At 57.0% G+C, this 25,079-nt stretch carries 24 protein-coding genes; 17 read left to right on the plus strand and 7 right to left on the minus strand.

From position 1 onward, the window contains the following. Positions 1 to 60 precede the first annotated feature (60 nt). From KGP25_RS11480 to rimL, 4 genes are all read left to right on the plus strand, one after another. Positions 61 to 1,230: a pyridoxal phosphate-dependent aminotransferase gene (locus KGP25_RS11480; protein ID WP_223540482.1), complete on the plus strand. Its 1,170-nt coding sequence runs from the start codon at positions 61 to 63 to the stop codon at positions 1,228 to 1,230. A gap of 22 nt (positions 1,231 to 1,252) precedes the next feature. Then, on the plus strand, positions 1,253 to 2,026 hold the full coding sequence (locus tag KGP25_RS11485; RefSeq protein WP_048030514.1) for a transporter substrate-binding domain-containing protein: 774 nt from the start codon (positions 1,253 to 1,255) through the stop codon (positions 2,024 to 2,026). Between the two features lie 242 nt (positions 2,027 to 2,268). Then, the gene (locus tag KGP25_RS11490) at positions 2,269 to 3,924 is read left to right on the plus strand and encodes a glucan biosynthesis protein (RefSeq protein ID WP_223540483.1); all 1,656 of its coding nucleotides are present in this window, start codon (positions 2,269 to 2,271) and stop codon (positions 3,922 to 3,924) included. Positions 3,925 to 4,027: 103 nt separating this feature from the next. Then, positions 4,028 to 4,567, plus strand: a complete 540-nt coding sequence (gene rimL, locus KGP25_RS11495) for a 50S ribosomal protein L7/L12-serine acetyltransferase (protein WP_039025093.1) — start codon at positions 4,028 to 4,030, stop codon at positions 4,565 to 4,567. Here rimL and ydcK read toward each other — a convergent pair. Then, on the minus strand, positions 4,562 to 5,542 hold the full coding sequence (gene ydcK, locus KGP25_RS11500) for a YdcK family protein (RefSeq protein ID WP_223540484.1): 981 nt from the start codon (positions 5,540 to 5,542) through the stop codon (positions 4,562 to 4,564). The two genes, rimL and ydcK, sit on opposite strands and share 6 nt — an antisense overlap. Before the next feature lie 135 nt (positions 5,543 to 5,677). On the opposite strand from ydcK, the gene tehB reads away from it, so the two are divergent. Continuing rightward, complete coding sequence (gene tehB / locus KGP25_RS11505) at positions 5,678 to 6,271, plus strand: tellurite resistance methyltransferase TehB (protein WP_048030510.1); 594 nt, start codon at positions 5,678 to 5,680, stop codon at positions 6,269 to 6,271. Here the strand turns inward: tehB and pepT are convergent. After that, a complete protein-coding gene (gene pepT, locus KGP25_RS11510; protein WP_069719249.1) occupies positions 6,268 to 7,497 on the minus strand; it encodes a peptidase T in 1,230 nt (409 codons plus the stop codon). The genes tehB and pepT overlap by 4 nt on opposite strands. A 111-nt stretch (positions 7,498 to 7,608) precedes the next feature. Here pepT and KGP25_RS11515 point away from each other — a divergent pair, with 111 nt between their 5' ends. Together KGP25_RS11515 and KGP25_RS11520 are read left to right on the plus strand one after the other, a co-directional pair. Further along, positions 7,609 to 9,204 carry an ABC transporter substrate-binding protein gene (locus tag KGP25_RS11515; RefSeq protein ID WP_048223159.1) on the plus strand — a complete coding sequence of 532 codons (1,596 nt, stop codon included), beginning with the start codon at positions 7,609 to 7,611 and terminating at the stop codon, positions 9,202 to 9,204. Between the two features lie 135 nt (positions 9,205 to 9,339). After that, the gene (locus KGP25_RS11520; protein WP_223540485.1) at positions 9,340 to 10,014 is read left to right on the plus strand and encodes a DUF3313 domain-containing protein; all 675 of its coding nucleotides are present in this window, start codon (positions 9,340 to 9,342) and stop codon (positions 10,012 to 10,014) included. A gap of 34 nt (positions 10,015 to 10,048) precedes the next feature. Here KGP25_RS11520 and KGP25_RS11525 read toward each other — a convergent pair whose 3' ends face one another. Next, positions 10,049 to 10,945: an EamA family transporter gene (locus KGP25_RS11525; protein WP_008502257.1), complete on the minus strand. Its 897-nt coding sequence runs from the start codon at positions 10,943 to 10,945 to the stop codon at positions 10,049 to 10,051. Between the two features lie 173 nt (positions 10,946 to 11,118). Between KGP25_RS11525 and KGP25_RS11530 the strand changes: the two genes are divergently transcribed. Beyond that, positions 11,119 to 11,991 (plus strand): response regulator transcription factor, encoded by an 873-nt coding sequence (locus tag KGP25_RS11530; RefSeq protein WP_126533893.1) that lies wholly within the window; start codon positions 11,119 to 11,121, stop codon positions 11,989 to 11,991. On the opposite strand, the gene KGP25_RS11535 is transcribed toward KGP25_RS11530, so the two are convergent. Then, complete coding sequence (locus KGP25_RS11535; protein WP_223540486.1) at positions 11,971 to 13,137, minus strand: benzoate/H(+) symporter BenE family transporter; 1,167 nt, start codon at positions 13,135 to 13,137, stop codon at positions 11,971 to 11,973. The genes KGP25_RS11530 and KGP25_RS11535 overlap by 21 nt on opposite strands. 92 nt (positions 13,138 to 13,229) lie before the next feature. Here KGP25_RS11535 and KGP25_RS11540 point away from each other — a divergent pair, with 92 nt between their 5' ends. Then, entirely contained in the window at positions 13,230 to 13,757 is a 528-nt protein-coding gene (locus tag KGP25_RS11540; RefSeq protein WP_048030503.1) for an XRE family transcriptional regulator, read from the plus strand. A gap of 80 nt (positions 13,758 to 13,837) precedes the next feature. Then, positions 13,838 to 15,802 carry a U32 family peptidase gene (locus tag KGP25_RS11545; RefSeq protein ID WP_223540487.1) on the plus strand — a complete coding sequence of 655 codons (1,965 nt, stop codon included), beginning with the start codon at positions 13,838 to 13,840 and terminating at the stop codon, positions 15,800 to 15,802. On the opposite strand, the gene KGP25_RS11550 is transcribed toward KGP25_RS11545, so the two are convergent. Then, on the minus strand, positions 15,803 to 16,033 hold the full coding sequence (locus KGP25_RS11550; protein ID WP_223540488.1) for a DUF2554 family protein: 231 nt from the start codon (positions 16,031 to 16,033) through the stop codon (positions 15,803 to 15,805). 245 nt (positions 16,034 to 16,278) lie between these two features. Between KGP25_RS11550 and KGP25_RS11555 the strand changes: the two genes are divergently transcribed. Next, on the plus strand, positions 16,279 to 16,641 hold the full coding sequence (locus KGP25_RS11555) for a hypothetical protein (protein WP_223540489.1): 363 nt from the start codon (positions 16,279 to 16,281) through the stop codon (positions 16,639 to 16,641). A 162-nt stretch (positions 16,642 to 16,803) separates the two neighbouring features. Here the strand turns inward: KGP25_RS11555 and KGP25_RS11560 are convergent, their stop codons facing one another. Next, positions 16,804 to 17,340 (minus strand): dihydrofolate reductase family protein, encoded by a 537-nt coding sequence (locus KGP25_RS11560; protein WP_047075346.1) that lies wholly within the window; start codon positions 17,338 to 17,340, stop codon positions 16,804 to 16,806. A gap of 33 nt (positions 17,341 to 17,373) precedes the next feature. Further along, positions 17,374 to 18,381 (minus strand): transcriptional regulator FtrA, encoded by a 1,008-nt coding sequence (gene ftrA / locus KGP25_RS11565; RefSeq protein WP_167210587.1) that lies wholly within the window; start codon positions 18,379 to 18,381, stop codon positions 17,374 to 17,376. A gap of 73 nt (positions 18,382 to 18,454) precedes the next feature. Here ftrA and KGP25_RS11570 point away from each other — a divergent pair, with 73 nt between their 5' ends. The 6 genes from KGP25_RS11570 to urtD all read left to right on the plus strand — a co-directional run bounded on the left by KGP25_RS11570 (position 18,455) and on the right by urtD (position 25,071). After that, positions 18,455 to 18,868 carry a rhodanese-like domain-containing protein gene (locus KGP25_RS11570; RefSeq protein WP_008502248.1) on the plus strand — a complete coding sequence of 138 codons (414 nt, stop codon included), beginning with the start codon at positions 18,455 to 18,457 and terminating at the stop codon, positions 18,866 to 18,868. Between the two features lie 156 nt (positions 18,869 to 19,024). Beyond that, positions 19,025 to 20,128, plus strand: coding sequence for a cobalamin-independent methionine synthase II family protein (locus KGP25_RS11575; protein ID WP_045910526.1), 1,104 nt, complete (start codon positions 19,025 to 19,027; stop codon positions 20,126 to 20,128). A 202-nt stretch (positions 20,129 to 20,330) separates the two neighbouring features. Beyond that, the gene (gene urtA, locus KGP25_RS11580) at positions 20,331 to 21,602 is read left to right on the plus strand and encodes an urea ABC transporter substrate-binding protein (protein WP_023618714.1); all 1,272 of its coding nucleotides are present in this window, start codon (positions 20,331 to 20,333) and stop codon (positions 21,600 to 21,602) included. A 24-nt stretch (positions 21,603 to 21,626) separates the two neighbouring features. Then, positions 21,627 to 23,201, plus strand: a complete 1,575-nt coding sequence (gene urtB / locus KGP25_RS11585; protein ID WP_223540490.1) for an urea ABC transporter permease subunit UrtB — start codon at positions 21,627 to 21,629, stop codon at positions 23,199 to 23,201. Further along, positions 23,201 to 24,274, plus strand: a complete 1,074-nt coding sequence (gene urtC, locus KGP25_RS11590) for an urea ABC transporter permease subunit UrtC (RefSeq protein WP_196364585.1) — start codon at positions 23,201 to 23,203, stop codon at positions 24,272 to 24,274. Before urtB ends, urtC begins: the two co-directional genes overlap by 1 nt. Continuing rightward, positions 24,274 to 25,071: an urea ABC transporter ATP-binding protein UrtD gene (urtD, locus tag KGP25_RS11595; RefSeq protein WP_223540491.1), complete on the plus strand. Its 798-nt coding sequence runs from the start codon at positions 24,274 to 24,276 to the stop codon at positions 25,069 to 25,071. Before urtC ends, urtD begins: the two co-directional genes overlap by 1 nt. Positions 25,072 to 25,079: the final 8 nt, after the last annotated feature.

Genomic DNA, 25,079 nt, shown 5'->3' on the forward strand with positions numbered 1-25,079 from the left:
GTCCCGACAACAGAGATGTTGTTTGAATAGTTATGCAATGTCCATGAGAAGGGAAAGAGGATGACTTTACGAACGCCAGTTCAAACGCGCTCTAAACTGCCCGATGTGGGCACCACCATTTTTACCGTTATCGGCCAGCTCTCGGCGCAGCATAACGCGATTAACCTTTCTCAGGGCGCACCGAATTTTTCCTGCGACCCAAAGCTTGTTGCGGGCGTTACCCGCGCAATGGAGGCGGGGCATAACCAGTATGCGTCGATGACCGGTCTGCAGCCGCTCAAAGAGCGCATTGCCGATAAAATTGCCACCCTATACGGCACGCGCTATGACCCGGCCAGCGAGGTGCTGGTGACCGCCAGCGCCAGCGAAGGGCTCTATTCGGCAATCAGCGGGCTGGTGCACCCGGGTGATGAGGTGATCTACTTCGAGCCGTCATTTGACAGCTACGCGCCGATTGTCCGTCTGCAGGGGGCAACGCCGATTGCCATCAAGCTCACCGTGCCGGATTTTGCCGTCAACTGGGACGAAGTCCGGGCTGCCATCTCCCCGCGCACGCGCATGATCATCATCAATACGCCGCACAACCCGAGCGGCCAGGTTTTTTCAGCCAACGACCTGCAGCAGCTGGCGGCGCTGACGCGCAATACCGACATCATTATTTTGTCTGACGAAGTGTATGAACACGTGGTGTTTGACGGTGAGCCGCACCACGGGATGGCCACGCACCCGCAGCTGGCGGAGCGTAGCGTGATTATTTCTTCTTTCGGAAAAACCTATCACGTCACCGGCTGGCGCGTGGGTTACTGTGTTGCACCGGCGGTGCTGATGGACGAGATTTGTAAAGTCCATCAATTTTTAATGTTTTCTGCCGATACGCCAATGCAGCACGCGTTTGCTGAACATATGGTCGACCCGCAAACCTGGCTGTCGCTGTCGGCGTTTTACCAGCGCAAGCGCGATCTGCTGCAGAGTCTGCTGGCCGATTCGCCGTTCACGCTGCTGCCCAGCGCCGGATCGTTCTTCATGCTGGCGGACTACAGCCAATTCAGCAACGAGAGCGACAGCGAGCTGGTGAAACGGCTTATCGTTGAGTACGGTGTAGCTACCATTCCGCTGTCGGCGTTTTATGCGGACGGTACGGATAATAAATTGATTCGTCTCTCTTTTGCGAAAGATGAGGCGACGTTACGGGCAGGTGCCCAAGCCCTGTGTCGGGTTAAACCACGCTGAGATAGGCTCTGAGGAGTTTGAGATGAAAATACGCGCGCTAGTTGTCGGCATGGGATTGCTGTGTACCTTTTCCTCCTTCGCGGCGTCCGAGCTGCGTTACGGTCTGGAAGCCGAATATCCGCCGTTTGAAAGCCGCAATGCGGCAGGCGAACTGGAAGGGTTTGACGTTGAGCTGGGGAATGCCATCTGCAAAGCGGCAGCGCTGAAGTGCAGCTGGGTGGAAACCTCGTTTGATGCGCTGATCCCGGGCCTGGTGGCGAAGAAATTCGACGCCATCAACTCGGCGATGAATATCACCGAGCAGCGCCGCAAGAGCATTGATTTTACCCAGCCGATTTACCGTATTCCGTCGCAGCTGGTCGGCAAGGCCGGCACGGCGGTTGAGGCAACCCCAGAAGGGCTGAAGGGGAAAACCATTGGCGTGCTGCAGGGCTCCATTCAGGAAACCTATGCCAAAGAGCACTGGGAAAAGCAGGGTGTCACCGTGGTGTCGTATAAAGATCAGAATATGGCCTGGGGCGATCTGCTGAATGGCCGTATCGACGCCTCGCTGGTCATGTCCGCGGCCGGACAGGCAGGTTTCCTCAGCAAGCCGCAGGGGAAAGGGTTTGGCTTCATCGGCAAGCCGGTGTCTGACGACACTATACTCGGCAGTGGGATCGGCTTTGGGTTGCGTAAAGGTGACGAGGCCACCAAAAAGCAGCTTGATGCCGCAATTGATAAAGTACGTGCCGACGGCACGATCGCCAAACTCGCTGATAAGTACTTCCCGGGTATCGATGTCAGCGTAAAATAACCGCCTCATTCGCCCCGTCAGCTGATGTCCTGACGGGGCATTTTTATACACATTTTCCAGGCTTTCTTTACACCACTTTCGGGCCGTTCTGGTCGACAGAAAATATTTCTCACTTTGTTCAGATAATCACCGGCCAACAATTGGATTCTTAACCATTTTTGTTTAGGCTGTGCGTTCTTTCTTGCCGTCATTTCGCCGAGCGCGAAACACATTCACACGACCATAAGGACGTTTTTCCAGGCATGAATCGCAGACGTTTTCTAAAAGGCTCGCTGGCAGTGGCAGCCCTGAGCGGCACATCCGGCCTTGCTTCCCTGTTTTCCAAAGCGGCATACGCTGCTGACTCTGACATTGCTGACGGCCAGAGCCGTCGTTTTGACTTCTCCGTCCTGCAATCCATGGCGCATGACCTGGCGAAAACCCCGTGGGGTGGCGCGCCGCGCCCGCTGCCGGAGACGCTGGCCACGATGACGCCGCAGGCGTACAACGCCATCCGCTACGATGAAAAGCAGTCACTGTGGAACAACATTGAAGGGCGTCAGCTGGACGTGCAGTTCTTCCATATGGGAATGGGGTTCCGCCGTCGCGTGCGGATGTTCTCACTGGACCAGTCCACCGCTATGGCGCGCGAGATCCACTTCCGTCCGGAGCTGTTCAGCTACGGTGAAACGGGGGTGGATACCAAACAGCTGGAAGGGCAAAGCGATCTCGGCTTTGCGGGCTTCCGCGCGTTTAAGGCGCCGGAGCTGGCGCGTCGCGATATCGTCTCTTTCCTGGGCGCGAGCTATTTCCGCGCAGTGGATGACACTTACCAGTACGGCCTTTCCGCCCGCGGCCTGGCGGTAGATACCTTTACCGACACGCCGGAAGAGTTCCCGGACTTTACCTCCTTCTGGTTTGAGACCGTCAAGCCCGGCGACACGACCTTTACCGTCTATACGCTGCTGGATAGCCCGAGCATCACCGGTGCCTATAAATTCGTGATCCACTGCGAGAAGAGCCAGGTGATCATGGAGGTGGAAAACCACCTCTACGCGCGTAAGGACATCAAGCAGCTCGGCATTGCGCCGATGACCAGCATGTTCAGCTGCGGTAATAACGAACGCCGCATGTGTGACACTATTCACCCGCAAATCCATGACTCCGACCGCCTGGCGATGTGGCGCGGCAACGGGGAGTGGATCTGCCGTCCGCTGAACAACCCGCAGAAGCTGCAGTTCAATGCCTATATGGACAAAAACCCGAAAGGGTTCGGTCTGCTGCAGCTCGATCGCGATTTCTCGCACTATCAGGACGTGATGGGCTGGTACAACAAGCGTCCAAGCCTGTGGGTGGAACCGCGTAACGACTGGGGTAAAGGCGCGGTTTGCCTGATGGAGATCCCGACCACCGGTGAAACGCTGGATAACGTGGTCTGCTTCTGGCAGCCGGAAAAAGCCGTCAAAGCGGGCGACGAGCTGGACTTCAAATATCGCCTCTACTGGAGCGCGATGCCGCCGGTGCGCTCCCCGCTGGCCAACGTCTACGCCACCCGCACCGGCATGGGCGGCTTCCCGGAAGGCTGGGCGCCGGGCGAAAACTACCCGAAAGTGTGGGCCCGTCGCTTTGCCATCGACTTCGTCGGCGGCGACCTGAAGGCTGCTGCGCCAAAAGGCATCGAGCCGGTGATTACGCTCTCCAGCGGTGAAGCGAAGCAGGTGGAGATCCTCTACGTTGAGCCGTTTGACGGATATCGCATTCTGTTTGACTGGTACCCAACGTCGGATTCGACGGAACCGGTGGATATGCGCCTGTTCCTGCGCTGCCAGGGCGACGCCATCAGTGAAACCTGGCTGTACCAGTATTTCCCACCGGCGCCGGATAAACGTCAGTATGTTGACGACCGGGTAATGCGTTAACTTTTGTGGGATTGTGCCGGGTGGCGGCTTCGCCTTACCCGGCCTGTGTTTCGATACTGTAGGCCGGGTAAGCGCTAGCGCCACCCGGCAATTGAGAGGCACCATGTCTTCAGAAATCATCCCCGTCACCCAGGATATCGAGCTTCGCGCTGTCGAAGAGCGCTACACCGCCGACCTGCACAATCTCGTCGTCAAAAACAGAGCCTTTCTGCAAACCGCCTTTGACTGGGCACAGCACGTGGGCAGCGAAGAGGATACCCGCCGCAACGTGCAGAGCAACCAGATGCTGCACCAGCGCGGCTACGCCAAAATGTTTCTGATCTTCAAGGATGATGCGCTGGTTGGCGTCCTGTCGTTCAACACCATTGAACCGACCAACAAAGCCGGCTACATCGGCTACTGGCTGGATGAAGCTCACCAGGGTCAGGGCATTCTCTCTCAGTCACTGCAGGCGTTTATGCGCTACTACGCTGAACGCGGTGAGATCCGTCGTTTTGTGATCAAGTGTCGGGTGGCGAATCAGCACAGCAACAGCGTTGCCGTGCGCAACGGTTTTACGCTGGAAGGGTGCCTGCGGGAAGCGGAATACCTGAATGGCCGCTTTGACGATGTGAATATCTACGGCCGGATCTATACCCTATAACGCGCCCAGCAGCGGCGTGCGGGTGATGCGCTGGTCGCCGTTAATCACTTTTTCGCCGCGCAGGTGAATGCTCTCGCCGGCAAACGCTTCAATGACCGCATCGTCGGTGATTTCAACCCGGTGTTCGATAAGCACATCTCCGCTGATGCGCGCGCGCCCCTGGATCACCACTTTATCATCCAGCATGATTGGCCCGCCGCGCAGCCAGGCCTGCCCGCCAATCAGGACGTGATGCTTAATGACGCAGTTGCCTTCGACCACGGCATTCTCCGCAATCTGAGAGCTATAGCGCACCGTGGGGATGGCATCGTCGTCAAACCCGGCTATCACGCGGGCGTTACCATAGACTTTTGCGCAGTCGCACACCCAGACGTTGTTGAGTTCGTTACCTTCCAGGATCGCGTTGTCAAAGACCTCGGCCCGGTGTTCAACAAAGGCAAAATTGACCATCGCCTCGCCGTAGATTTGCGCCTGGTGCACAATCCGCGACTGGCTCACCGTCGCCTTGTCGTAGATTTGCAGGATCTGTTCATGGTCCGGCGTCAGCCCTTTGGCGGCAATGACCACACTGTGATGCAGCACGCGCGCGTCGCCGGAGATATGACACTCGCCCCGTACGCAGGATTGCTGAATGGTGACGTTGTCACTTATTCGCGCCCCGTGGCTGACCTCTGCGCCGTCCAGCCAGCAGCTGTCGCCGATATGCGCGTTATGGCTAATGATGCACGGCAGGGTAAGACGCGCGTTGCCGGAGACGACTGCACCCGCGAACACCACGCTGTTTTCATCGTAGATCCAGCAGTCGCCGTCCTGCGCGAGGGCGCGCTCATCGTCAATCCAGCCGCCTCTCGTGCCGACTGTCACGTCGTTAAAGTCCGCCGTGGCGATAATCTGCCGCAGCGTGGTGGCGTGGGTGGTTTCGCCGTTTTTCCATTGCCAGAGGCGTGTCTCGTCGCTAAGGCGATATTTGTTCATCTTCATGTCTCTGATAAGCGTCTTCACTAAACGTAGCAAAGTTTTCGCATTTCGAGCGGCTTGGCAACCAGACGGTAAACGCCTTAAAATGGCATGTAAAATGCACTTTCACTTTATGCGAACGCAGGAAAAACAATGACCGTCGATGAGAATTACTTCACAGAGAAATATGGCTTAACCCGTACCCATTCAGAGGTGCTATACAGCGCGGAGATTGTGAAACCCGGTAAAACGCTGGATCTGGGCTGCGGCAACGGCCGTAACAGCCTGTACCTTGCGGCCAACGGGTACGATGTGACCGCGTGGGACAAGAACCCGATGAGCATCGACAATATCGAGCGCATCAAGGCGGAAGAAGGGATCGCCAATCTGCATACGGCGATTAAGGATCTGAACAACCTGAGTTTTGACGGCCAGTACGATTTTATTCTCTCTACCGTGGTGATGATGTTCCTGGAGGCAAAAACCATCCCGGGCCTTATCGCCAATATGCAGCGCTGCACGACGCCGGGCGGTTACAATCTGATCGTTGCCGCCATGGATACGGCAGACTACCCCTGCACGGTCGGCTTCCCGTTTGCCTTCAGGAGCGGTGAGCTGAGCAACTACTACGAAGGCTGGGAGTTGCTCAAATACAACGAGGACGTTGGCGAACTGCACCGCACTGATGAAAACGGCAATCGCATCAAGCTGCGCTTTGCCACGATGCTGGCACGAAAGCCCGCTTAACGGGCGGCCAGCAGGCAGATCTGCAGGGCAGTCTTATAAGACGCCTCAAACGACGACAGCGGCAGGAATTCAAACTTCGAGTGGAAGTTATGCGCCCCGGTGAAGAAGTTCGGGGTGAGTAGCCCTTTAGCCGAGAGCGCCGCGCCGTCGGTGCCGCCGCGCATCGGCGTCGGTTTCGGCGTGATGCCGAGCGATTCCATTGCCTCGAACATCAGATCGATGGCGCGCCGGTCTTCGCCAATCGCATTGCTGATATTGCTGTAGGTATCTTCAATGCGATAGTCCACGCTGGCCGTCGGATATTGGGCGGCAATCAGCGCGGCTACGTCGGCAATCTGCTGCTTGCGCGCGGCAAAGCTCTCCTTATCAAAGTCGCGTATATTGGCCTTAAGAACGGCCTCGTTCTGTCCGGCCTGAATGCCGTTAAACCAGATATAGCCTTCACGTCCCTCGGTGCACTCTGGCGTTTGCTGGCGGTCAAAATGGCTGATGTAATCAGTCGCCATCAGTAGGGGATTCACCAGCACGCCTTTGGCGGACATCGGGTGCGCCGTCACGCCGGTAAAACGGATTTCCGCGGCTGCCGCATTAAAGTTCTCGTAGACAATCTCACCCAGCTCGCAGCAGTCAATGGTCCAGGCAAAATCGACGTCGAAGCGCTTAAGATCCAGCGCCTTGGCACCGTTCAGGCCGATCTCTTCGTCAGGCACAAACGCCACGACGATATCCCCATGCTGATGTTCCGCCGTCAGGTTTTCCAGCACCGTCATGACCACCGTGACCGCCGATTTATTATCGGCGCCCAATACGCTGGTTCCGTCGCTGAAAATAATCTCCTCGTTCGGATAAGCCAGAATTTCGGGATGCTCGTTTACCCGTAGCCAGATGTCTTTCTCTTTATTCAGACAGAGATCTTCACCGGTAAACGTTAATATTTGTGGATGAATATCCGGTGAAAGTCCCACGTCGACGGTATCAATATGGGTAATAAAGCCGATGCGCGGCGCACCGGGCACGTTGCCTTTTTTAACCGCCGTCACCGTGGCGAATTCATCTATCACAATGTCGTCTAACCCCAGCTGTGCCAGCTCCTGCGCCAGCTCGCGCGCCATGTCATGCTGGCCCGGCGTTGAGGGCAGGGTTTTGACTCTGGGATCGCTCTGGCTGGTGATCGCGAGATAGCGGAAAAAACGGTGCGTTAATTGTCTGGAAAGCGGCGAGCCCATAGTGATTTATTCCTTATTTATTTTTCAGGTGTTTGCCACATCACTTTAATGTTATTTATGAAATGGCAAAAGAATTAATTAGCCGTCGAATTAAAAAGACAGGAATAAATGATGACAAGCAAACTCACAACTTTCACATTGGCGCTCGCGGCACTCACGGTCAGTTCCGCTGTCGCTGCGAAAACGCTGGTGTATTGCTCCGAAGGATCGCCGGAAAACTTTAACCCTCAGCTTTACACTTCGGGAACCAGCGTCGACGCCAGCGCCGTGCCGGTCTATAACCGTCTGGTCGATTTCAAACCCGGCACCACGGAGCTGGTGCCGAGCCTGGCGGAACGCTGGGAGGTGAGCGACGACGGCAAGGTTTACACCTTCCATCTGCGCAAGGGCGTGAAGTTCCAGAGCAATAAATCCTTCACGCCGACCCGTGACTTTAACGCCGACGACGTGATCTTCTCGTTTATGCGGCAAAAAGACGTCAATCATCCCTACCACAACGTCTCTAACGGCAGCTATTCCAACTTCGAAAGCCTGGAGTTCGGCAGCCTGATTACCGCCATTGATAAAGTCGATGACCACACCGTGCGCTTTACCCTGGCGCACCCGGAAGCGCCGTTTGTCGCCGATCTGGCCTGGTATTTTGCCTCGATCCTTTCAGCGGAGTATGCCGACGCGATGCTGAAAGCGGGCACGCCGGAGAAGGTGGATATGGAGCCCATCGGCACCGGGCCGTTTAAGCTGGCGCAGTATCAGAAGGATTCCCGGATCCTGTTCACGGCGTTTGCCGACTACTGGCAGGGGAAATCGAAGCTGGACAGGCTGGTGTTCAGCATCACCCCGGATGCCTCCGTGCGTTTTGCCAAAATTGAGAAGAACGAATGTCAGGTGATGCCGTTCCCGAACCCGGCCGATCTGCCGCGCATGAAGGCCAACAAAGATATCAACCTGATGAGCAAAGCCGGACTGAATACCGGCTTTCTGGCGTTCAACACGCAGAAGCCGCCGCTGGATAACGTGAAGGTCCGTCAGGCGCTGGCGATGGCCATCAACAAACCGGCCATTATTGATGCGGTGTTCCACGGTACCGGCACCGTGGCGAAGAATCTGCTGCCGCCGGGCGTCTGGAGTGCCGACAGCGAGCTTAAGGATTACGACTACGATCCTGAAAAAGCCAAAGCGCTGCTGAAAGAGGCCGGCTTTGCCAGCGGCGTCAGCATCGATTTATGGGCGATGCCGGTCCAGCGTCCCTATAACCCGAATGCGAAACGCATGGCGGAGATGATTCAGGCGGACTGGGCGAAAATTGGCGTACAGACCAAAATCGTTACCTACGAATGGGGCGAGTATCTGAAACGCGTGAAGGGCGGAGAGCATCAGGCCGCGCTGATGGGCTGGACGACGGCCACCGGCGATCCGGATAACTTCTTCGGCCCGCTCTTTACCTGCACCTCGGCGAACGGCGGGTCAAACTCGGCGAAATGGTGCTACAAGCCCTTCGATAACCTCATTGCCGAGGCGAAATCGATAACCGATCATGATAAGCGCGTGGCGTTGTATAAAGAGGCGCAGCAGATGATGCATGATCAGATGCCTGCGGTGATGATTGCGCATTCAACGATTTTCGAACCGGTACGCAAGGAGGTGAAGGGCTATGAAATCGACCCGTTTGGCAAACATCTGTTCTGGCAAGTGGATATAAATCAGTAATTTTTCACTGCCCGGCATGCGTCCGGGCAATCTTTTTGCAATTTGTGCTCACCGCATCATTTTTTGTCACAACAAACCCGCCAGTCTTTTGCTATAACTTCAAATGCATACTTGCAGATAACATGGAAAACTATCATGCGTACTCAAACTTTTTTTAAAGTTGCAGTGCTTACTGGTCTGTTGGCGTTGGCGGGCTGTTCTTCAAAAGTCGCCGCTCCAGAACAATACTCCGGCTTTTTAAGAGACTACTCAGGCTTGCAGCAGACAACGTCTGCGACGGGTAAACCAACGCTGCGTTGGGTTGATCCTTCTTATAATGAGGCTAACTACGACAGTATTCTCTGGACGCCGATTACCTATTACCCAACGCCAAAACCGACCACGCAAATTGGTCAAAAAACGCTTGATGAGTTGTTGAATTACACCAATAACAAAATGAAAACGGCGATTGGTACGCGTAAGCCGGTTGTGACCACGCCGGGTAAACATAGCCTGATTTTCCGCGGCGCGATTACCGGGGTGAGTTCGCAGAAAGAGGGGCTGCAGTTCTATGAAGTGGTGCCTGTTGCGCTGGTGGTTGCCGGTACGCAGATGGCAACCGGACACCGCACCATGGATACGCATCTCTTCTTTGAAGGCGAGCTGATCGATGCGGCCACCAATAAACCGGTCATGAAGGTGGTACGTAAAGGCGAAGGTAAAGAGCTGAATAACGAAAACACACCAATGACCTTTGCGACGCTGAAGCAGGTTGTTGATGATATGGCGACGGATGCCACCATGTTTGATGTGAAAAAGACCGCAAAATAAAATAAAACGGCCTGCGTAATGCAGGCCTTTTTATTTACGCCATCCGTAAGCGTCTGAACCAGGTTTCCGGTTTGGTAAACATCACCATATTTCCTCCCAGGATCAGCACTAATCCCACGATACCGTTGACATGCCAGACGTAGCCTTCATAGACCGTGGAGATGGAGAGCGCCACCAGCGGAAAGAGCAGCGTGCTGTAGGCCGCTTTGCCTGGGCCAATACGTCCAACCAGCGTGAAGTAGGCGCCAAAGGCAATCACCGAGCCAAACAGGGCCAGATACACCAGCGCGCCGAGATAGCTCACCGTCCATTCCGGCACAAAGCTATCGCCTCTGAACAGCGCAATGCAGCCCATCACCAGCGTGCCATAGAGCATCGCCCAGGCGTTGGTGGTCATGGTTTCCAGGCCTCTGCGCTGATGGCGCATGCTGATCATATTGCCCAGCGAGAAGCCGTAGGTTCCGAGCGCGGAAAGCCCAATACCGGTCAGGAGTGACGCGCTCCAGCCACTGGCCAGCAGATCGTCCCAGAAGAGGGTGACAATCCCAACCAGCCCCAGTGCCGCCGCCGTCCAGAAACGCGCGGGCGGGCGCTGTCCGAAGAAAATAAAGCTGTTAATGGCGTTATAGAGCACCGCCATGGAGAAGATCACCGACTCCAGTCCGGTATTGATATGTGCCGCTGCCGTGTAAAAACACCAGAAGTTAAAGCAGAAAACGCAGCATCCCTGAAGCAGGCAAAAAAGATGATCCCGAAGCGCCAGCGTGCGCAGGCGACGCAGGGCGAGTAACACCACCATCATGGTGAGGCTGGCGACGGCGAAGCGCCAGAAAATCGACACCGGCGCCGCGACGGGGCCCTGCTGCAGGAAAATCGCAATCCAGGTGGTTCCCCAGATAATGACCACGAGTCCATATAATAATGCGTTCATAGTTGTCTCTTCTCAAACCGCGGAAGCCCGCAGTATGGCGCTGAGCTGCGTAACGGGCTTTCACCTGCTTGCGGGTGACTTGCAAAATCTTGCGCTTTTTTCTTCCCTGGGGTCTGGCAACGGGGGACAACTCTTTTTAGACTGATATTCCGATCATTCATGCGCTAACGGTTATGTCTCACGCTTACGATACCTTTGAAACGCTTTGCCAACAGAATGCAGTCCTGCGGGAAACCGTCTCGCTGAATTCGGGTATTCAGCTGGCTGCGTGGTACAACAAGCACGACACGATAACCGTTAAAAGCAACCATCATACCCTCAGCCTGTACGTGGCGGACGGCTACGAAAGCTATCAAAAAACGCCGGGCGGCTGGAAGAACGGTGGGGGGCCGGACCGTTTCTGCCTGATGCCCAAAGAGAGCGAATCGACGTGGGATATCCGTGATGACCTGTCGTTTGTGCATCTCTACTGCACCGATGAACACCTGCGCGATGTGGGGGAGAAAATCTGGGACAAGCGACCGCTTTCGCTGACCCTGGACGAGCGCATTTTTGGCAGCGATCCGAAGATCACCACGCTGTATCGCCAGTTTTTACTGGGCTGTGACTGGCAGCAGCACGCCAACCAGCTGACCCTGAGCACGGCCTCCACGTTGCTGCTGACCCATCTGCTGCAAAACTACTCAAACGTGCAGTGGAAGCTGCCGGTTGTCACGGGAGGGTTGTCGCCGTTTGTGCTGCGCAACGTCCTCGCCTTTATCGAAGAGAATCTCGGGCAGCCCTTGACGCTCGCCGAACTGGCGGCGCAGGCTGCCCTCAGCGAATACCATTTTGCCCGCATGTTCCGCCAGTCGACGGGGCTGGCGCCGCATCAGTATGTGATGCAGAGGCGAATGGAGAAAGCGAAAGCCCTTGTCCAGCATACGACGACGCCGCTAACGGAGATCGCGCTTGCCTGTGGGTTTAACTCCGCCAGCCACTTCAGCAACCGCTTTCGCAGCGCGACGGGCATGACGCCTTCGCAGCTACGCGCGGCGAGCGCGTGAAAACAGGGCGTAGCATACTCCGCCCAGCACCAGCCCCCAGAATGCCGAACCGATGCCCAGGATTGTCACGCCGCTTGCGGTCATCAGAAATGTGACGATAGCCGCGTCGCGCTCCGCTTCGTGACTCAGCGCCTGATATAAACTCCCGCTGATGGTGCCCAGCAGTGACAGACCGGCCAGCGTCTGGATCCAGCTGAGCGGCAGCGCGGCCATCAGCCCGGTAATGGATCCACCGAAAATTCCCGCCAGCAGATAAAACCCTCCCGCAGCGATGGCCGCCAGCCAGCGTTTACCCGCATCCGGGTGTGCATCCGGGCTTTGGCAAATGGCGGCGGTAATGGCCGCAATGCAGATTGAAAAGACGCCAAACGGAGAAAACAGCAGCGCCATTCCCCCCGTAACGATAATGAGCGGTGAGACCGCCAGCGGGTAACCAGAGGCTTTCATCGTGGCGAACCCCGGCGCGTTTTGTGAGGCCATGGTGACCAGGAAGAAGGGTAAGCCAATACTCACCAGGCTGGTGAAGGTGAAGGCGGGCGCAATAAATTCGGGCATCACCAGTGAAAGCGTGAGCTTATCCGTGACAACGTCACCACCGACCCATGCCACCATACCGCCCACCAGGAGCGTGACCACGATGGCATAGCGCGGCGACAGCGCTTTGGCGATCAGCCACGCCGCAATCATGCTGCCGCACAGCAGAAAGTGCCCCTCAAGATGCGCAAACGCGTGGAGGCCAAACTGCAGCAATACCCCGGCCAGCATGGCGGCAGCAAGCGAATGGGGGATCAGCTTCATCAGACGGGCGAAAAGCCCCGTAACGCCGCAGAGCAAAATAAGCGCGTTCGCAAAGATGAACACGCCAATGGTCTCCGCCAGCGTGACGCCGTGCAGGCTGGTGGCGAGCAGCGCCGCGCCGGGCGTCGACCAGGCGGTCAGTACAGGCGCTTTGTACCACCAGGAGAGCGCCAGCGTGCTGACGCCCATCCCAATCCCCAGCGCGGTCATCCAGCCCGCAATCTGCTGCGCGCTGGCGCCTGCCGCGGCGGCGGCCTGCCAGATGATGGCTGCCGAGCTGGCGTAACCGACCAGCACGGCGACAAATCCAGCCAGTGCGACTGGAATAAGATGAGAGGAAGGGCGCATGAAAACTCCGTTGTGCGTTATAACGTCCGAAGTAAGGTAGCACTGTGCGCTATAGCGTACAAGTGGTATGCTGAATGTCACCAGGAGGGAACATGGACATCACACGACATCTTGCAACCACATTGAAAACGCTGCGCCAGGCACGCGGCTGGAGTTTGTCGAAGCTCGCGGACGAGACCGGCGTGTCAAAGGCCATGCTCGGGCAAATCGAGCGAAATGAATCCAGCCCCACGGTGTCGACGCTGTGGAAAATTGCCACAGGACTGAACGTGCCGTTTTCCGCCTTCATCACGCCTGAGGCGGACCGGCAGGCGGTGTTTGACCCGCAGCAGCAGGCGATGGTCGTCAAGCCGCTCTTTCCGTGGGACGAGGCGCTCCGGTTTGATTATTTCTCCATTACCCTGGCCCCCGGCGCCCTGAGTGAATCCACGCCGCATGAGGCAGGGGTGATTGAACATGTGGTGGTGGTCAGCGGCGAGCTGGAGATGAAGCTCGAGGGCAAGTGGCAGACGATTTCTGCCGATTCGGGCGTCCGCTTCGCCGGCGATAAACCGCATGCCTACCGCAACAGCAGTGACCGGACGGTGCATTTTCACTCCCTGATTCATTATCCCCGCTGAGGCTACGCAAAACTGTTTCGCTGACGCAGACTTCTGACTACAATAGCCGCCATTTTGACCATAACGGATAACGACGAAGTATGCGCCTGCAATCCCATCATCTTGAACTTTTAAGCCCGGCCCGTGACGCCGCCATTGCCCGTGAAGCGATCCTTCATGGCGCAGATGCCGTCTACATTGGTGGTCCTGGCTTCGGTGCCCGCCATAACGCCAGCAACAGCCTGAGCGATATTGCTGAACTGGTGCCGTTCGCCCACCGTTTCGGGGCGAAAGTGTTCGTGACCCTGAACACCATTCTTCATGATGATGAGCTGGAGCCTGCGCAACGTCTGATTACCGATCTCTATCAGGCCGGGGTGGATGCCCTGATTGTTCAGGATATGGGCGTGCTGGAGCTGGATATTCCGCCCATTGAACTGCACGCCAGTACCCAGTGTGATATCCGCACGGTAGAGAAGGCGAAGTTTCTCTCTGACGTCGGCTTTTCGCAGATCGTCCTGGCCCGCGAGCTGAACCTGAATCAAATCCGCGATATTCACCAGGCGACAGACGCGACGATTGAATTCTTTATCCACGGCGCGCTGTGCGTCGCCTATTCCGGTCAGTGCAACATTTCCCACGCGCAAACGGGGCGCAGCGCCAACCGCGGCGACTGTTCACAGGCCTGCCGTCTGCCGTATACCCTGAAAGACGATCAGGGCCGCGTCGTGGCATTTGAAAAACACCTGCTCTCGATGAAGGATAACGATCAGACCGCCAACCTGGGCGCGCTGATCGACGCGGGCGTGCGTTCCTTCAAGATTGAAGGGCGCTATAAAGATATGAGCTACGTGAAGAACATCACCGCGCACTATCGCCAGATGCTGGATGCCATTATTGAGGATCGCGGTGATCTGGCGCGCGCGTCGGCCGGTCGTACCGAGCATTTCTTTATTCCGTCGACGGACAAAACGTTCCACCGCGGCAGCACGGACTATTTTGTGAATGCCCGTAAAGGGGATATCGGCGCGTTTGACTCACCGAAGTTTATCGGCTTACCGGTTGGCGAAGTGCTGAAAGTGGCGAAAGATCACCTTGATGTTGTGGTGACGGAGCCGCTGGCGAACGGCGATGGCCTTAACGTGATGATTAAGCGTGAAGTGGTGGGCTTCCGCGCCAACACAGTCGAAAAAACCGGCGAGAACCGCTACCGCGTGTGGCCGAATGAAATGCCGGCCGATCTCTACAAGGCGCGACCGAACGCGGCGCTTAACCGTAACCTCGATCATAACTGGCAGCAGGCGCTGCTGAAAACCTCCAGCGAACGTCGTATCGCGGTGGATATTGAACTGGGCGGCTGGGAAGAGCAGCTGATTCTGACCATGACCTGTGAAGACGGCATCAGCGTAACGCATACGCTTGATGGCCTGTTCGAGGTGGCAAACAACGCGGAGAAAGCGCTCAACAGCCTGAAGGATGGCGTGGCGAAGCTGGGCCAGACGATTTACTACGCCCGCAACGTTGAGGTCAACCTGCCGGATGCCCTGTTTGTACCGAACAGTTTGCTCAACCAGTTCCGCCGTGAAACCGCCGAGATGCTGGATGACGCGCGCCTGGCGAACTACCCACGCGCTAGCCGTAAAGCGGAAGCCGTTCCTGCGCCCGTCTACCCGGATACGCATCTATCCTTCCTGGCCAACGTCTATAACCATAAAGCGCGTGAATTCTATCATCGCCACGGCGTGCAGCTGATCGACGCGGCCTATGAAGCGCATGAGGAGAAGGGCGATGTGCCGGTGATGATCACCAAGCACTGCCTCCGCTTCGCGTTTAACCTGTGTCCTAAGCAGGCGAAAGGCAACATCAAGAGCTGGAAGGCTACCCCTATGCAGCTCGTAAACGGTGACGAAGTGCTGACCCTTAAATTTGACTGCCGTCCTTGCGAAATGCATGTGATTGGCAAGATGAAAAACCACATCTTCAAAATGCCGCAGCCCGGCAGTATTGTGGCGTCCATCAGTCCGGACGATCTGATGAAAACGCTGCCAAAACGCAAGGGCAGCTAATTATCGAACGTGCGTGTCCGGTTTGCGCGATTTCTGCCACAGGTGGTGTTCGCGCAAACCTTCCGCCGACTCCTCCGCCGCACTTCGCAATTCATCGCTGTCGGCTTCATGACGCAGCTGATGCTCCACATTCTTTACCCACAGATATTCATGTCCTTTGTGCCCGGCTATAAGCTGGCCTGAAAAGAGGGCACAGATCAGCATCACGAGAGATAAACCTTTTTTAACCATGAAGTCACCGCTTAAGAACAACGCGGGATAATCATGCCGATTATTTCTTAGTGTTATTATTCAAAAGTTCAAACTCGTGCAAAGAGAATGTCAAATACTGTGGGTTCGTAATGGTGTTTAAGATTTATCCTAAAATACTTGTACGTTTTGTAAACCCACCATTTCTGGACTAAAGATGGATTATTGCATTAAAGATAAATCCTATATGATAATGAATCTCTGGCTAAGGAACAGGTCATTAATAAATGAAAAAAATAATTGCGCTTGCGCTTCTGGCTGTTGCGGTTGGTGCCGTGGCAGGAATTCGTTATGCAGGCAATGACGAACCAGAATATATTCAATCAGCAGAAATTCGCGTTGGTTCCTATTTAACCAGCGACTATGGTGGTGTTGCATGTGCCAGCAAAAAAGTGAACGATCAGCGCTGGGAATTAGATTGCACTCATCAAGCGAGAGGAAAAATATTCCAGTTTGCGGTATTTCCCTCTGAAACGGCGCCTTATAGCGTTGCGCGATCCTTTTATCTTGAAGCCATTAATGATGATGCAAAACAGAGCGCTGAACAGGGGCTTATGCGTTATTTGCAGATCAACACCCATGCAGGTTAATAAGGCTGTTTAACCTTCGTTAAGACAACGGGTGTTAGCTTGTATAGGATCCGCAGCCCGGCCATGTCGTGTCGGGACGTAGAGACCAAAATACAAATCTATCCATGCAAGCATTTACCGCCATTTTTGGCGGTTTTTTTTTGCGCAGTATTTATCGTGGTTTTACGGCATCAGTCGGTAGTGCGACTGCACCAGACCCGAAGGGAAGCTGCGGCTGGAGACCAGCGTCAAATCGATATCCCCGGGCAGGGCGCCAAACAGTGATTTACCCGAGCCGAGCAGGACAGGAACGGTCGTGATCACCATATCGGCGACCAATCCTTCCCGCAGAAACGACTGTATCACCTGCCCACCATCAAGATAGACGCGATGGACGTTCTGCATCGCCAGATCGTCGAGCACCTCCTTTGGCGTGCGGCCTGAAAACTGTACTTTGCCCCTCAATGCGTCGGGCACCGGCGTGTCGGCCAGCCGTCGGGAGAGGACCAGCACGGGCCGATCATACGGCCAGGTGTCAAAAGTCAGCACCTTCTCATAGCTCCCCCGGCCCATCACGATCCACTCTTTGTCCGCGATGAACGCCGCATAGCCATGATCCTCAGTCGGGTCATCGCGCTGCAGCAGCCACTCGATATCGTCATTGTGTCTGGCGATGTAGCCATCAAGACTGGTTGCGATAAAAACGTGTGTGGTGACCATCAGGTGCTCCGTATTAACCATAAAACTAACGCCTCAGCGCGCAGTACCGGAATGAGAAAATTGTTTACGGTACTGGGCCGGGGAAATCGCGAACTGCTGGCGGAAATGATGACGCAGCGTCGATGCCTGACCAAACCCGGTCTGTTCCGCGATGCTGTCGATGCTTAAACGGCTGCTTTCAAGATAATCTTTCGCCCGCAGCAGGCGTTCATTGAGTAGCCAGCGGGCAGGCGTCGTTCCCGTTGCCGCTTCGAAGCGACGAAGAAACGTGCGCTGACTCATACCGACGCGGCGCGCCAGCGAGTCGACGCTGTGCGGCTCGGTAAGATGCGTGTGCAGAAAATCAAACAGCTGACCAAGGCGCTGGCTTTCGCGCAGCTGCGCCACCGGGCGACTCAGCTGTTGCGGCTGAGAGCCATCCCGATGAGGGGGAATGACCAGCCGACGCGCCACGCTGTTGGCGGTTTCCATCCCATAATCTCTTCGTACAACGTGAAGGCAGAGATCGATCCCCGCCGCGCTGCCTGCGGAAGTCAGTATATCGCCTTCGTCCTGGTAGAGCACATCCTCGACCACGTCGATGTCAGGGAAGCGGGTTTTTAGCGTCTCAATGTAGCGCCAGTGCGTCGTGGCTTTACGTCCGTTCAGCAGCCCCGAGGCGGCCAGCACAAATACGCCCGAGCAGATGGAGAGCAGCTGACAGCCTCGCGCGCTGGCCTGACGTAATGCGTTGCGGAGCGCGTCCGGCACCGGCGAGTCCAGCCCACGCCAGCCCGGCACCACGATCAGATCGGCAGACTCAAGCAGGGAGAGATCGCCATCGGTAATGATACGGATCCCGCCTGTCGCCCGAAGCTCACCACTGTCAACGCTTGCCACGGCAAAACGATACCAGTCGTCGCCCAACTCGGGGCGCGGCAGGCCGAAGATTTCCACCGCCACCCCAAACTCAAAGGTACACAGACCGTCATACGCCAGCACCACCACCTTCGGGCGGGCAATCTGTCTTAACGTTGTCATCTTTTTGCTGTTTTCTGGCATAAGCGAGCGCATTCACGGGCTGAATTTGTGGATAGAGTAGTGTTAACACAAACGCCAAAGATGAGGAAGGATCATGAGCTATGTTACTGAATTTCCAGCTGCCGAGCCGCAGGAAGCCGTTACCCATTTCCTGCGCCGCCTGAGCGTCGAAACCGACTGCGCCGATGTGCATCATGCCATCACGCATAATGAGCAGGACTTTGTTTTACTGCACGTTGTGGGAAGCCCGGAGCAGTTTGCCCGTCGCCATGTGCCGGGCGCTCTGCATATGCCGTGGAGCCAGATGACTGCTGAGCGCATGGCCCAATGGCCTGAAGGGACGCTGTTCGTCGTCTACTGCGCAGGGCCGCACTGTAACGGCGCGGACAGAGCCGCGCTGAAGCTGGCGCGTCTCGGGCTGCCGGTCAAAATCATGCTCGGTGGGATCACCGGCTGGGAAGATGAACGCTACGCGTTTGCCAGCGAGGCGTCCGTCGCCGCGCTGTGAAGATGAATTTTTTTCAACACCCGTGAAATTTTCTCGTTTGCCGGCACCGGTGAGGTATGACATTGTTTTTGGACATTTAGACATCCAGAAGTCTAAAGCTTCAAATGATGAATTATCACTGCGGGCAATTATTGCCGGCAGGCTGAGGAGATTTCCATGCAACGACACCACGCCCCGTTCCGCGCCGATGTAGTCGGCAGTTTTTTACGCCCGGATGCCATCAAGCAGGCTCGCCTGAAATTTGCCAGCGGTGAGATTGATGCCGGGCAGCTTCGCGCGGTGGAGGACGAGGCCATTCGCCACGTCGTCGAGCAGCAGTGTGCGTGCGGCCTGCATGTGGTGACCGACGGAGAATTTCGTCGTGCCTGGTGGCACTTCGACTTCTTCGATGGTCTACAGGGCGTTGAGCGTTACGATTCGCAGCAGGGCATCCAGTTTAACGGCGTGCAAACCAAAGCCCACGGCGTACGCGTCACCGGCAAGCTGGGCTTTGGCGAGCATCCGATGCTGGAAGACTTTCGCTATCTGAAAAGCATCAGCGGGAACGCCCAGCCGAAAATGACCATTCCCAGCCCGAGCGTGCTGCATTTCCGCGGCGGTCGCAAAGACATTGACGCGACCGTCTACCCGGACCTGAACGTCTATTTTGATGACCTGGCCACCACCTGGCGCGACGCCATTCGGGCCTTCTACGATGCGGGCTGCCGTTATCTGCAGCTGGATGACACCGTCTGGGCCTATCTCTGCTCGGACGATCAGCGCCGTCAGATCCGCGAGCGCGGCGACGACGCCGATGAGCTGGCGCGCATCTATGCCCGCGTGCTGAACAAGGCGCTGGAGGGCAAGCCGGACGACCTGACCATCGGGTTGCACGTCTGTCGCGGCAATTTCCGCTCCACCTGGATTTCCGAGGGCGGCTACGAGCCGGTAGCGGAAGTGCTGTTCGGAACCGTCAACGTTGACGCCTTCTTCCTCGAATATGATAACGACCGCAGCGGGGATTTTGCGCCATTGCGCTTTGTCCGCCCGGGCAAGCAGCAGGTGGTGCTGGGTCTTATTACCACGAAAAACGGCGAGCTGGAGAACCCGGAGGGGATTAAAGCCCGTCTGGAAGAGGCGGCGAAATACGTGGCGAAAGAGCAAATTTGCCTTAGCCCGCAGTGCGGCTTTGCCTCTACCGAAGAGGGCAACAGCCTGAGCGAATCCCAGCAGTGGGACAAAGTCCGTCTGGTCACGCAGATCGCCAGCGAAGTCTGGTAAAACCTTCCTCCTCAGCGCTGCATTATAAAAGTGCAGCGCTGTGCCATTGTGAGACGTTCTCTTTACATCCGGCGTTCCCCTCCCAGAAATAGCGCTATCTCCATTCTGGCATTCTTTTTGCTCCTGCTTCGCTGACACATTTTTTCCGCGTCCACGCCGTAACGGACGTTTTCGCACAGCGTTCTTTTTCAGGAGTGAAAATATGCACCGTCGTACTTTACTAAAAGCCTTCGCGTTGTCAGCGTCCGTCGTGGCGATGGGGATGAGTTTTGGCGCGCAGGCGGCCGATACCATCAAAGTGGGGATCATGCATTCTCTTTCCGGCACGATGGCTATCTCCGAGACCCCGCTGAAAGATGTTGCCCTGATGACCATCGACGAGATCAACGCCAAAGGCGGCGTGCTGGGTAAGAAACTGGAGCCGGTGGTGGTGGATCCGGCCTCAAACTGGCCGCTGTTTGCCGAAAAGGCCCGTCAGCTGCTGAGCCAGGATAAAGTGGCAGTGGTATTCGGCTGCTGGACGTCGGTGTCGCGCAAATCCGTACTGCCGGTCTTTGAGGAGCTGAACGGCCTGCTGTTCTATCCGGTGCAGTATGAGGGCGAGGAAATGTCGCCAAACGTCTTCTATACCGGCGCGGCGCCGAACCAGCAGGCTATCCCGGCGGTGGAATACCTGATGAGTGAAGACGGCGGCGCGGCGAAGCGCTTCTTCCTGCTGGGCACCGATTACGTTTACCCGCGCACCACCAACAAGATCCTGCGCGCGTTCCTGCATTCGAAAGGGGTGGAGGATAAGGATATTGAAGAGGTGTATACCCCATTTGGTCATAGCGACTACCAGACCATCGTCGCCAACATCAAAAAATTCTCTGCGGGCGGCAAAACCGCCGTGGTGTCGACCATCAACGGCGACTCCAACGTGCCGTTCTACAAAGAGCTGGCTAACCAGGGGCTGAAAGCGACCGACGTGCCGGTAGTGGCATTCTCCGTCGGTGAAGAAGAGCTGCGCGGGATCGACACCAAACCGCTGGTGGGTAACCTGGCGGCGTGGAACTACTTTGAGTCCGTCGATAATCCGACTAACCAGGCGTTCGTGGCGGATTACAAAGCCTATGCGAAGGCGCACAAGCTGCCGAACGCCGACACCGTGGTGACCAACGACCCGATGGAAGCGACTTACGTGGGGATTCATATGTGGGCGCAGGCGGTGGAAAAAGCAGGCACAACCGATGTGGACAAAGTGCGTGCGGCGATGGCCGGTCAGTCCTTTAAGGCGCCTTCAGGCTTTACGCTCACCATGGATGCCACCAACCATCATCTGCATAAGCCGGTCATGATCGGTGAAATCGAAGGCAACGGTCAGTTTAACGTGGTGTGGCAGACCGAACAGCCGGTACGCGCCCAGCCGTGGAGTCCGTTCATCGCCGGGAATGACAAAAAGCCCGACCAGCCGATGAAAACCGCCAGCAACTAAGCCATCACCGCAGGGAGAAACGTCATGAACGCCATGCGCCTGTTCATCGCTCTTGTATGGCTTTCCGGACTGCTGCCAGGGATGGTGCAGGCATCGGATGCCGATCGTTTTGTTGCCGCCAGCCGCAGCCAGCAGGCGGATTTGTTGACGCAGTGGGCCGCCGCGCCGGATGCGTCAAGACTGCCGCTCCTTGAGGCGCTGCAGAAAGAAAATCTCTACGTCGATACGCAAAAGCACGCCTTTGCACAACGCAATGGCAACGTCATCCCGCTGGGGGAAAGTCAGATGGCAGAGGGCCCAACCAAAGCCGTTCGTCTGACGAACCGGCTGCGCGTGCTGGCTGCGACCGCCATCGCCACGCATCAGCTGGTGAGTGACAGTGTCACCGAAAGGCGGGCGGCGGCGCGTCAGCTGCAGCGCGATGCCCGGCCCGACATGCTCGCTTTTCTGGAAAAGCGAGTGAGCGATGAAACGGATGCCGTGGCGCGTCAGGCGCTGCTGCTGGCGGTCGCGAATCTCCAGCTGGCAAGCCCGCAGGCCGAGGTGCGCCGCAAGGCCGTGGCGTTGTTAGGCCAGTCCGACGATCCGGACGTGCAGTCCAGACTCACCCCGTTTACCCAGCCACAGACGGAGCCGGATAGCGGCGTTCGCGCGGCCGCAGAAGAGAGTCTTAGCCAGATCCAGCACCGACTGATGTGGGGCGATCTGCTGGGCCAGGCGTTTATGGGGCTGTCCCTCGGATCGGTACTGCTGCTGGCCGCGCTGGGGCTGGCTATCACCTACGGCCTGCTGGGCGTGATTAACATGGCCCACGGCGAGATGCTGATGCTGGGGGCATATGCCACCTGGATGGTGCAGCAGGCGATGGCCGGGCTTGCACCCCAGTGGCTGGCGCTCTATCCCGTTATCGCCTTGCCGGTCGCGTTCTGCCTGACGGCGGGCATTGGAATGGTGCTGGAGCGCACGGTGATCCGTCATTTGTACGGTCGTCCGCTGGAGACGCTGCTGGCGACGTGGGGCATCAGCCTGATGCTTATCCAGCTGGTGCGCATGACCTTTGGCGCCCAGAACCTCGAGGTGGCGAACCCGGCATGGCTCTCCGGCGGGGTGCAGGTTTTTGCCAACCTGACGCTGCCGTGGAACCGCATTGTGGTGCTGGGCTTCGTGCTGCTGGTGCTGTTCTTCACCTGGCTCATTCTCAATAAAACCCGTCTGGGGCTCAATGTGCGGGCGGTGACGCAAAACCGCAGCATGGCCGCCTGCTGCGGGGTACCGACAGGGCGCGTCGATATGCTGGCGTTCGGGCTTGGCTCCGGCATTGCGGGGTTAGGCGGCGTGGCGTTATCGCAACTCGGTAACGTCGGGCCGGAGCTGGGACAAGGCTATATTATCGACTCCTTCCTTGTGGTGGTGCTCGGAGGCGTAGGCCAGCTGGCAGGCAGCGTGGCCGCGGCGTTTGGTCTGGGGATCTTTAATAAAATCCTTGAACCACAGATGGGGGCGGTGCTGGGCAAAATCGTGATTCTGGTGGCGATCGTGCTGTTTATTCAGAAACGCCCCCAGGGGTTGTTTGCGCTGAAAGGGAGGGTGATTGACTGATGAGCCAGCCGCTGACCTTAACGCTGGCGCGTAAAGCGCCACGCACCACGCAGATAGCAGGTAGCCTGCTGGTGGTGTGTTTGCTGATATTACCGTTTTTCGCCTTACTGCCTGCGACGCATCCGCTGGCGCTGTCGACCTGGATGCTGACGCTGATTGGCAAGATCCTCTGCTATGCCATCGTTGCGGTGGCGCTGGATCTGGTGTGGGGCTATGCCGGTATGCTGTCGCTTGGGCACGGGATCTTCTTCGCGCTGGGCGGCTACGCGATGGGCATGTACTTGATGCGCCAGGCTGCAGGTGACGGTCTGCCTGCGTTTATGTCGTTTCTCTCCTGGAGCGAACTGCCGTGGTTCTGGTGGGGCACCCAGCATTTTGCCTGGGCGCTGGTGCTGATTGTGCTGGTGCCGGGGCTGCTGGCGCTGGTATTTGGCTGGTTTGCCTTCCGCTCGAAGATCAAAGGGGTCTATTTCTCGATTATGACCCAGGCGCTGACCTATGCCGGGATGCTGCTGTTCTTTCGCAACGAAACCGGCTTTGGCGGCAATAACGGCTTTACCGGCTTCACCACGCTGCTCGGGTTTTCAGTAACGGAAACGACGACCCGTATCGCGCTGTTTCTGGCCACCGTGCTGTTGCTGCTCCTGGCCCTGGGCACCGGGTTTGCGCTGGCGAAGAGCAAGTTTGGCCGCATTCTGACCGCCGTTCGCGACGCCGAAAACCGGCTAACGTTTTGCGGCTACGATCCGCGCGGGTTCAAGCTGCTGGTGTGGACGCTCTCTGCCGTGCTGTGCGGTCTGGCGGGGGCGCTCTATGTGCCGCAGGTGGGCATTATCAACCCGGGGGAAATGTCGCCGACAAACTCGATAGAGGCCGCCATCTGGGTGGCGCTGGGTGGGCGCGGCACGCTGGTGGGGCCGGTGATTGGCGCGGCGCTGGTGAACGGGGCGAAAAGTTTCTTCACCGTTGCGATGCCGGAATACTGGCAGCTGTTTCTGGGGCTGATTTTTATCGCCGTTACGCTGTTTTTACCGCGCGGCGTCTACGGACTGTTTCGTAAGGGAGAAAAATAATGCAGCCAGCCGAAGGATTATTCACCCGCCAGTTACCCGGCGATCGCTACCGCGATCAGACCGACCCGGTCCTGCAGCTTGAGGCGATTAACGTCAATTTTGATGGCTTTCAGGCCCTGACCGATCTCTCGCTGAATATCGGCGTGGGCGAGCTGCGCTGCGTGATCGGTCCCAACGGGGCGGGTAAAACCACGCTGATGGACGTCATCACCGGCAAAACGCGGCCAAAGAGCGGCAGGGCGATTTACGATCAGTCCATCGACCTGACCGCGCTGGAGCCTGCGGCCATCGCCCGCCAGGGCATCGGGCGTAAATTCCAGAAACCCACGGTCTTTGAGGCGCTGACGGTGTGGGAAAATCTGGAGATCGCGATGAAAACCGATAAGTCCGTCTGGGCGAGCCTGCGGGCAAAACTCAACGGCGAGCAGCGCGATCGGATCGACGAGATGCTGGTTTTACTGCGGCTGACCGGCGAGCGCGACCGCCGCGCCGGGCTGCTTTCCCACGGACAAAAGCAGTTTCTGGAGATCGGCATGCTGCTGGTGCAGGACCCGCATTTGCTGCTGCTGGATGAACCCGCCGCCGGAATGACCGACGCAGAAACGGAATACACCGCAGAGCTGTTCAAAACGCTGGCGGGCAAACACTCCCTGATGGTGGTGGAGCACGATATGGGCTTTGTTGAAACCATCGCCGACCATGTGACCGTGCTGCATCAGGGGCGGGTGCTGGCGGAAGGGTCGCTTCGCGAGGTGCAGGCCAACGAGCAGGTGATTGAGGTCTATCTGGGACGTTAAGGAGAGGG

This window comes from Enterobacter sp. JBIWA003 (assembly GCF_019968825.1).
In the GTDB taxonomy this organism is placed as follows: Bacteria; Pseudomonadota; Gammaproteobacteria; order Enterobacterales; family Enterobacteriaceae; genus Enterobacter; species Enterobacter quasiroggenkampii.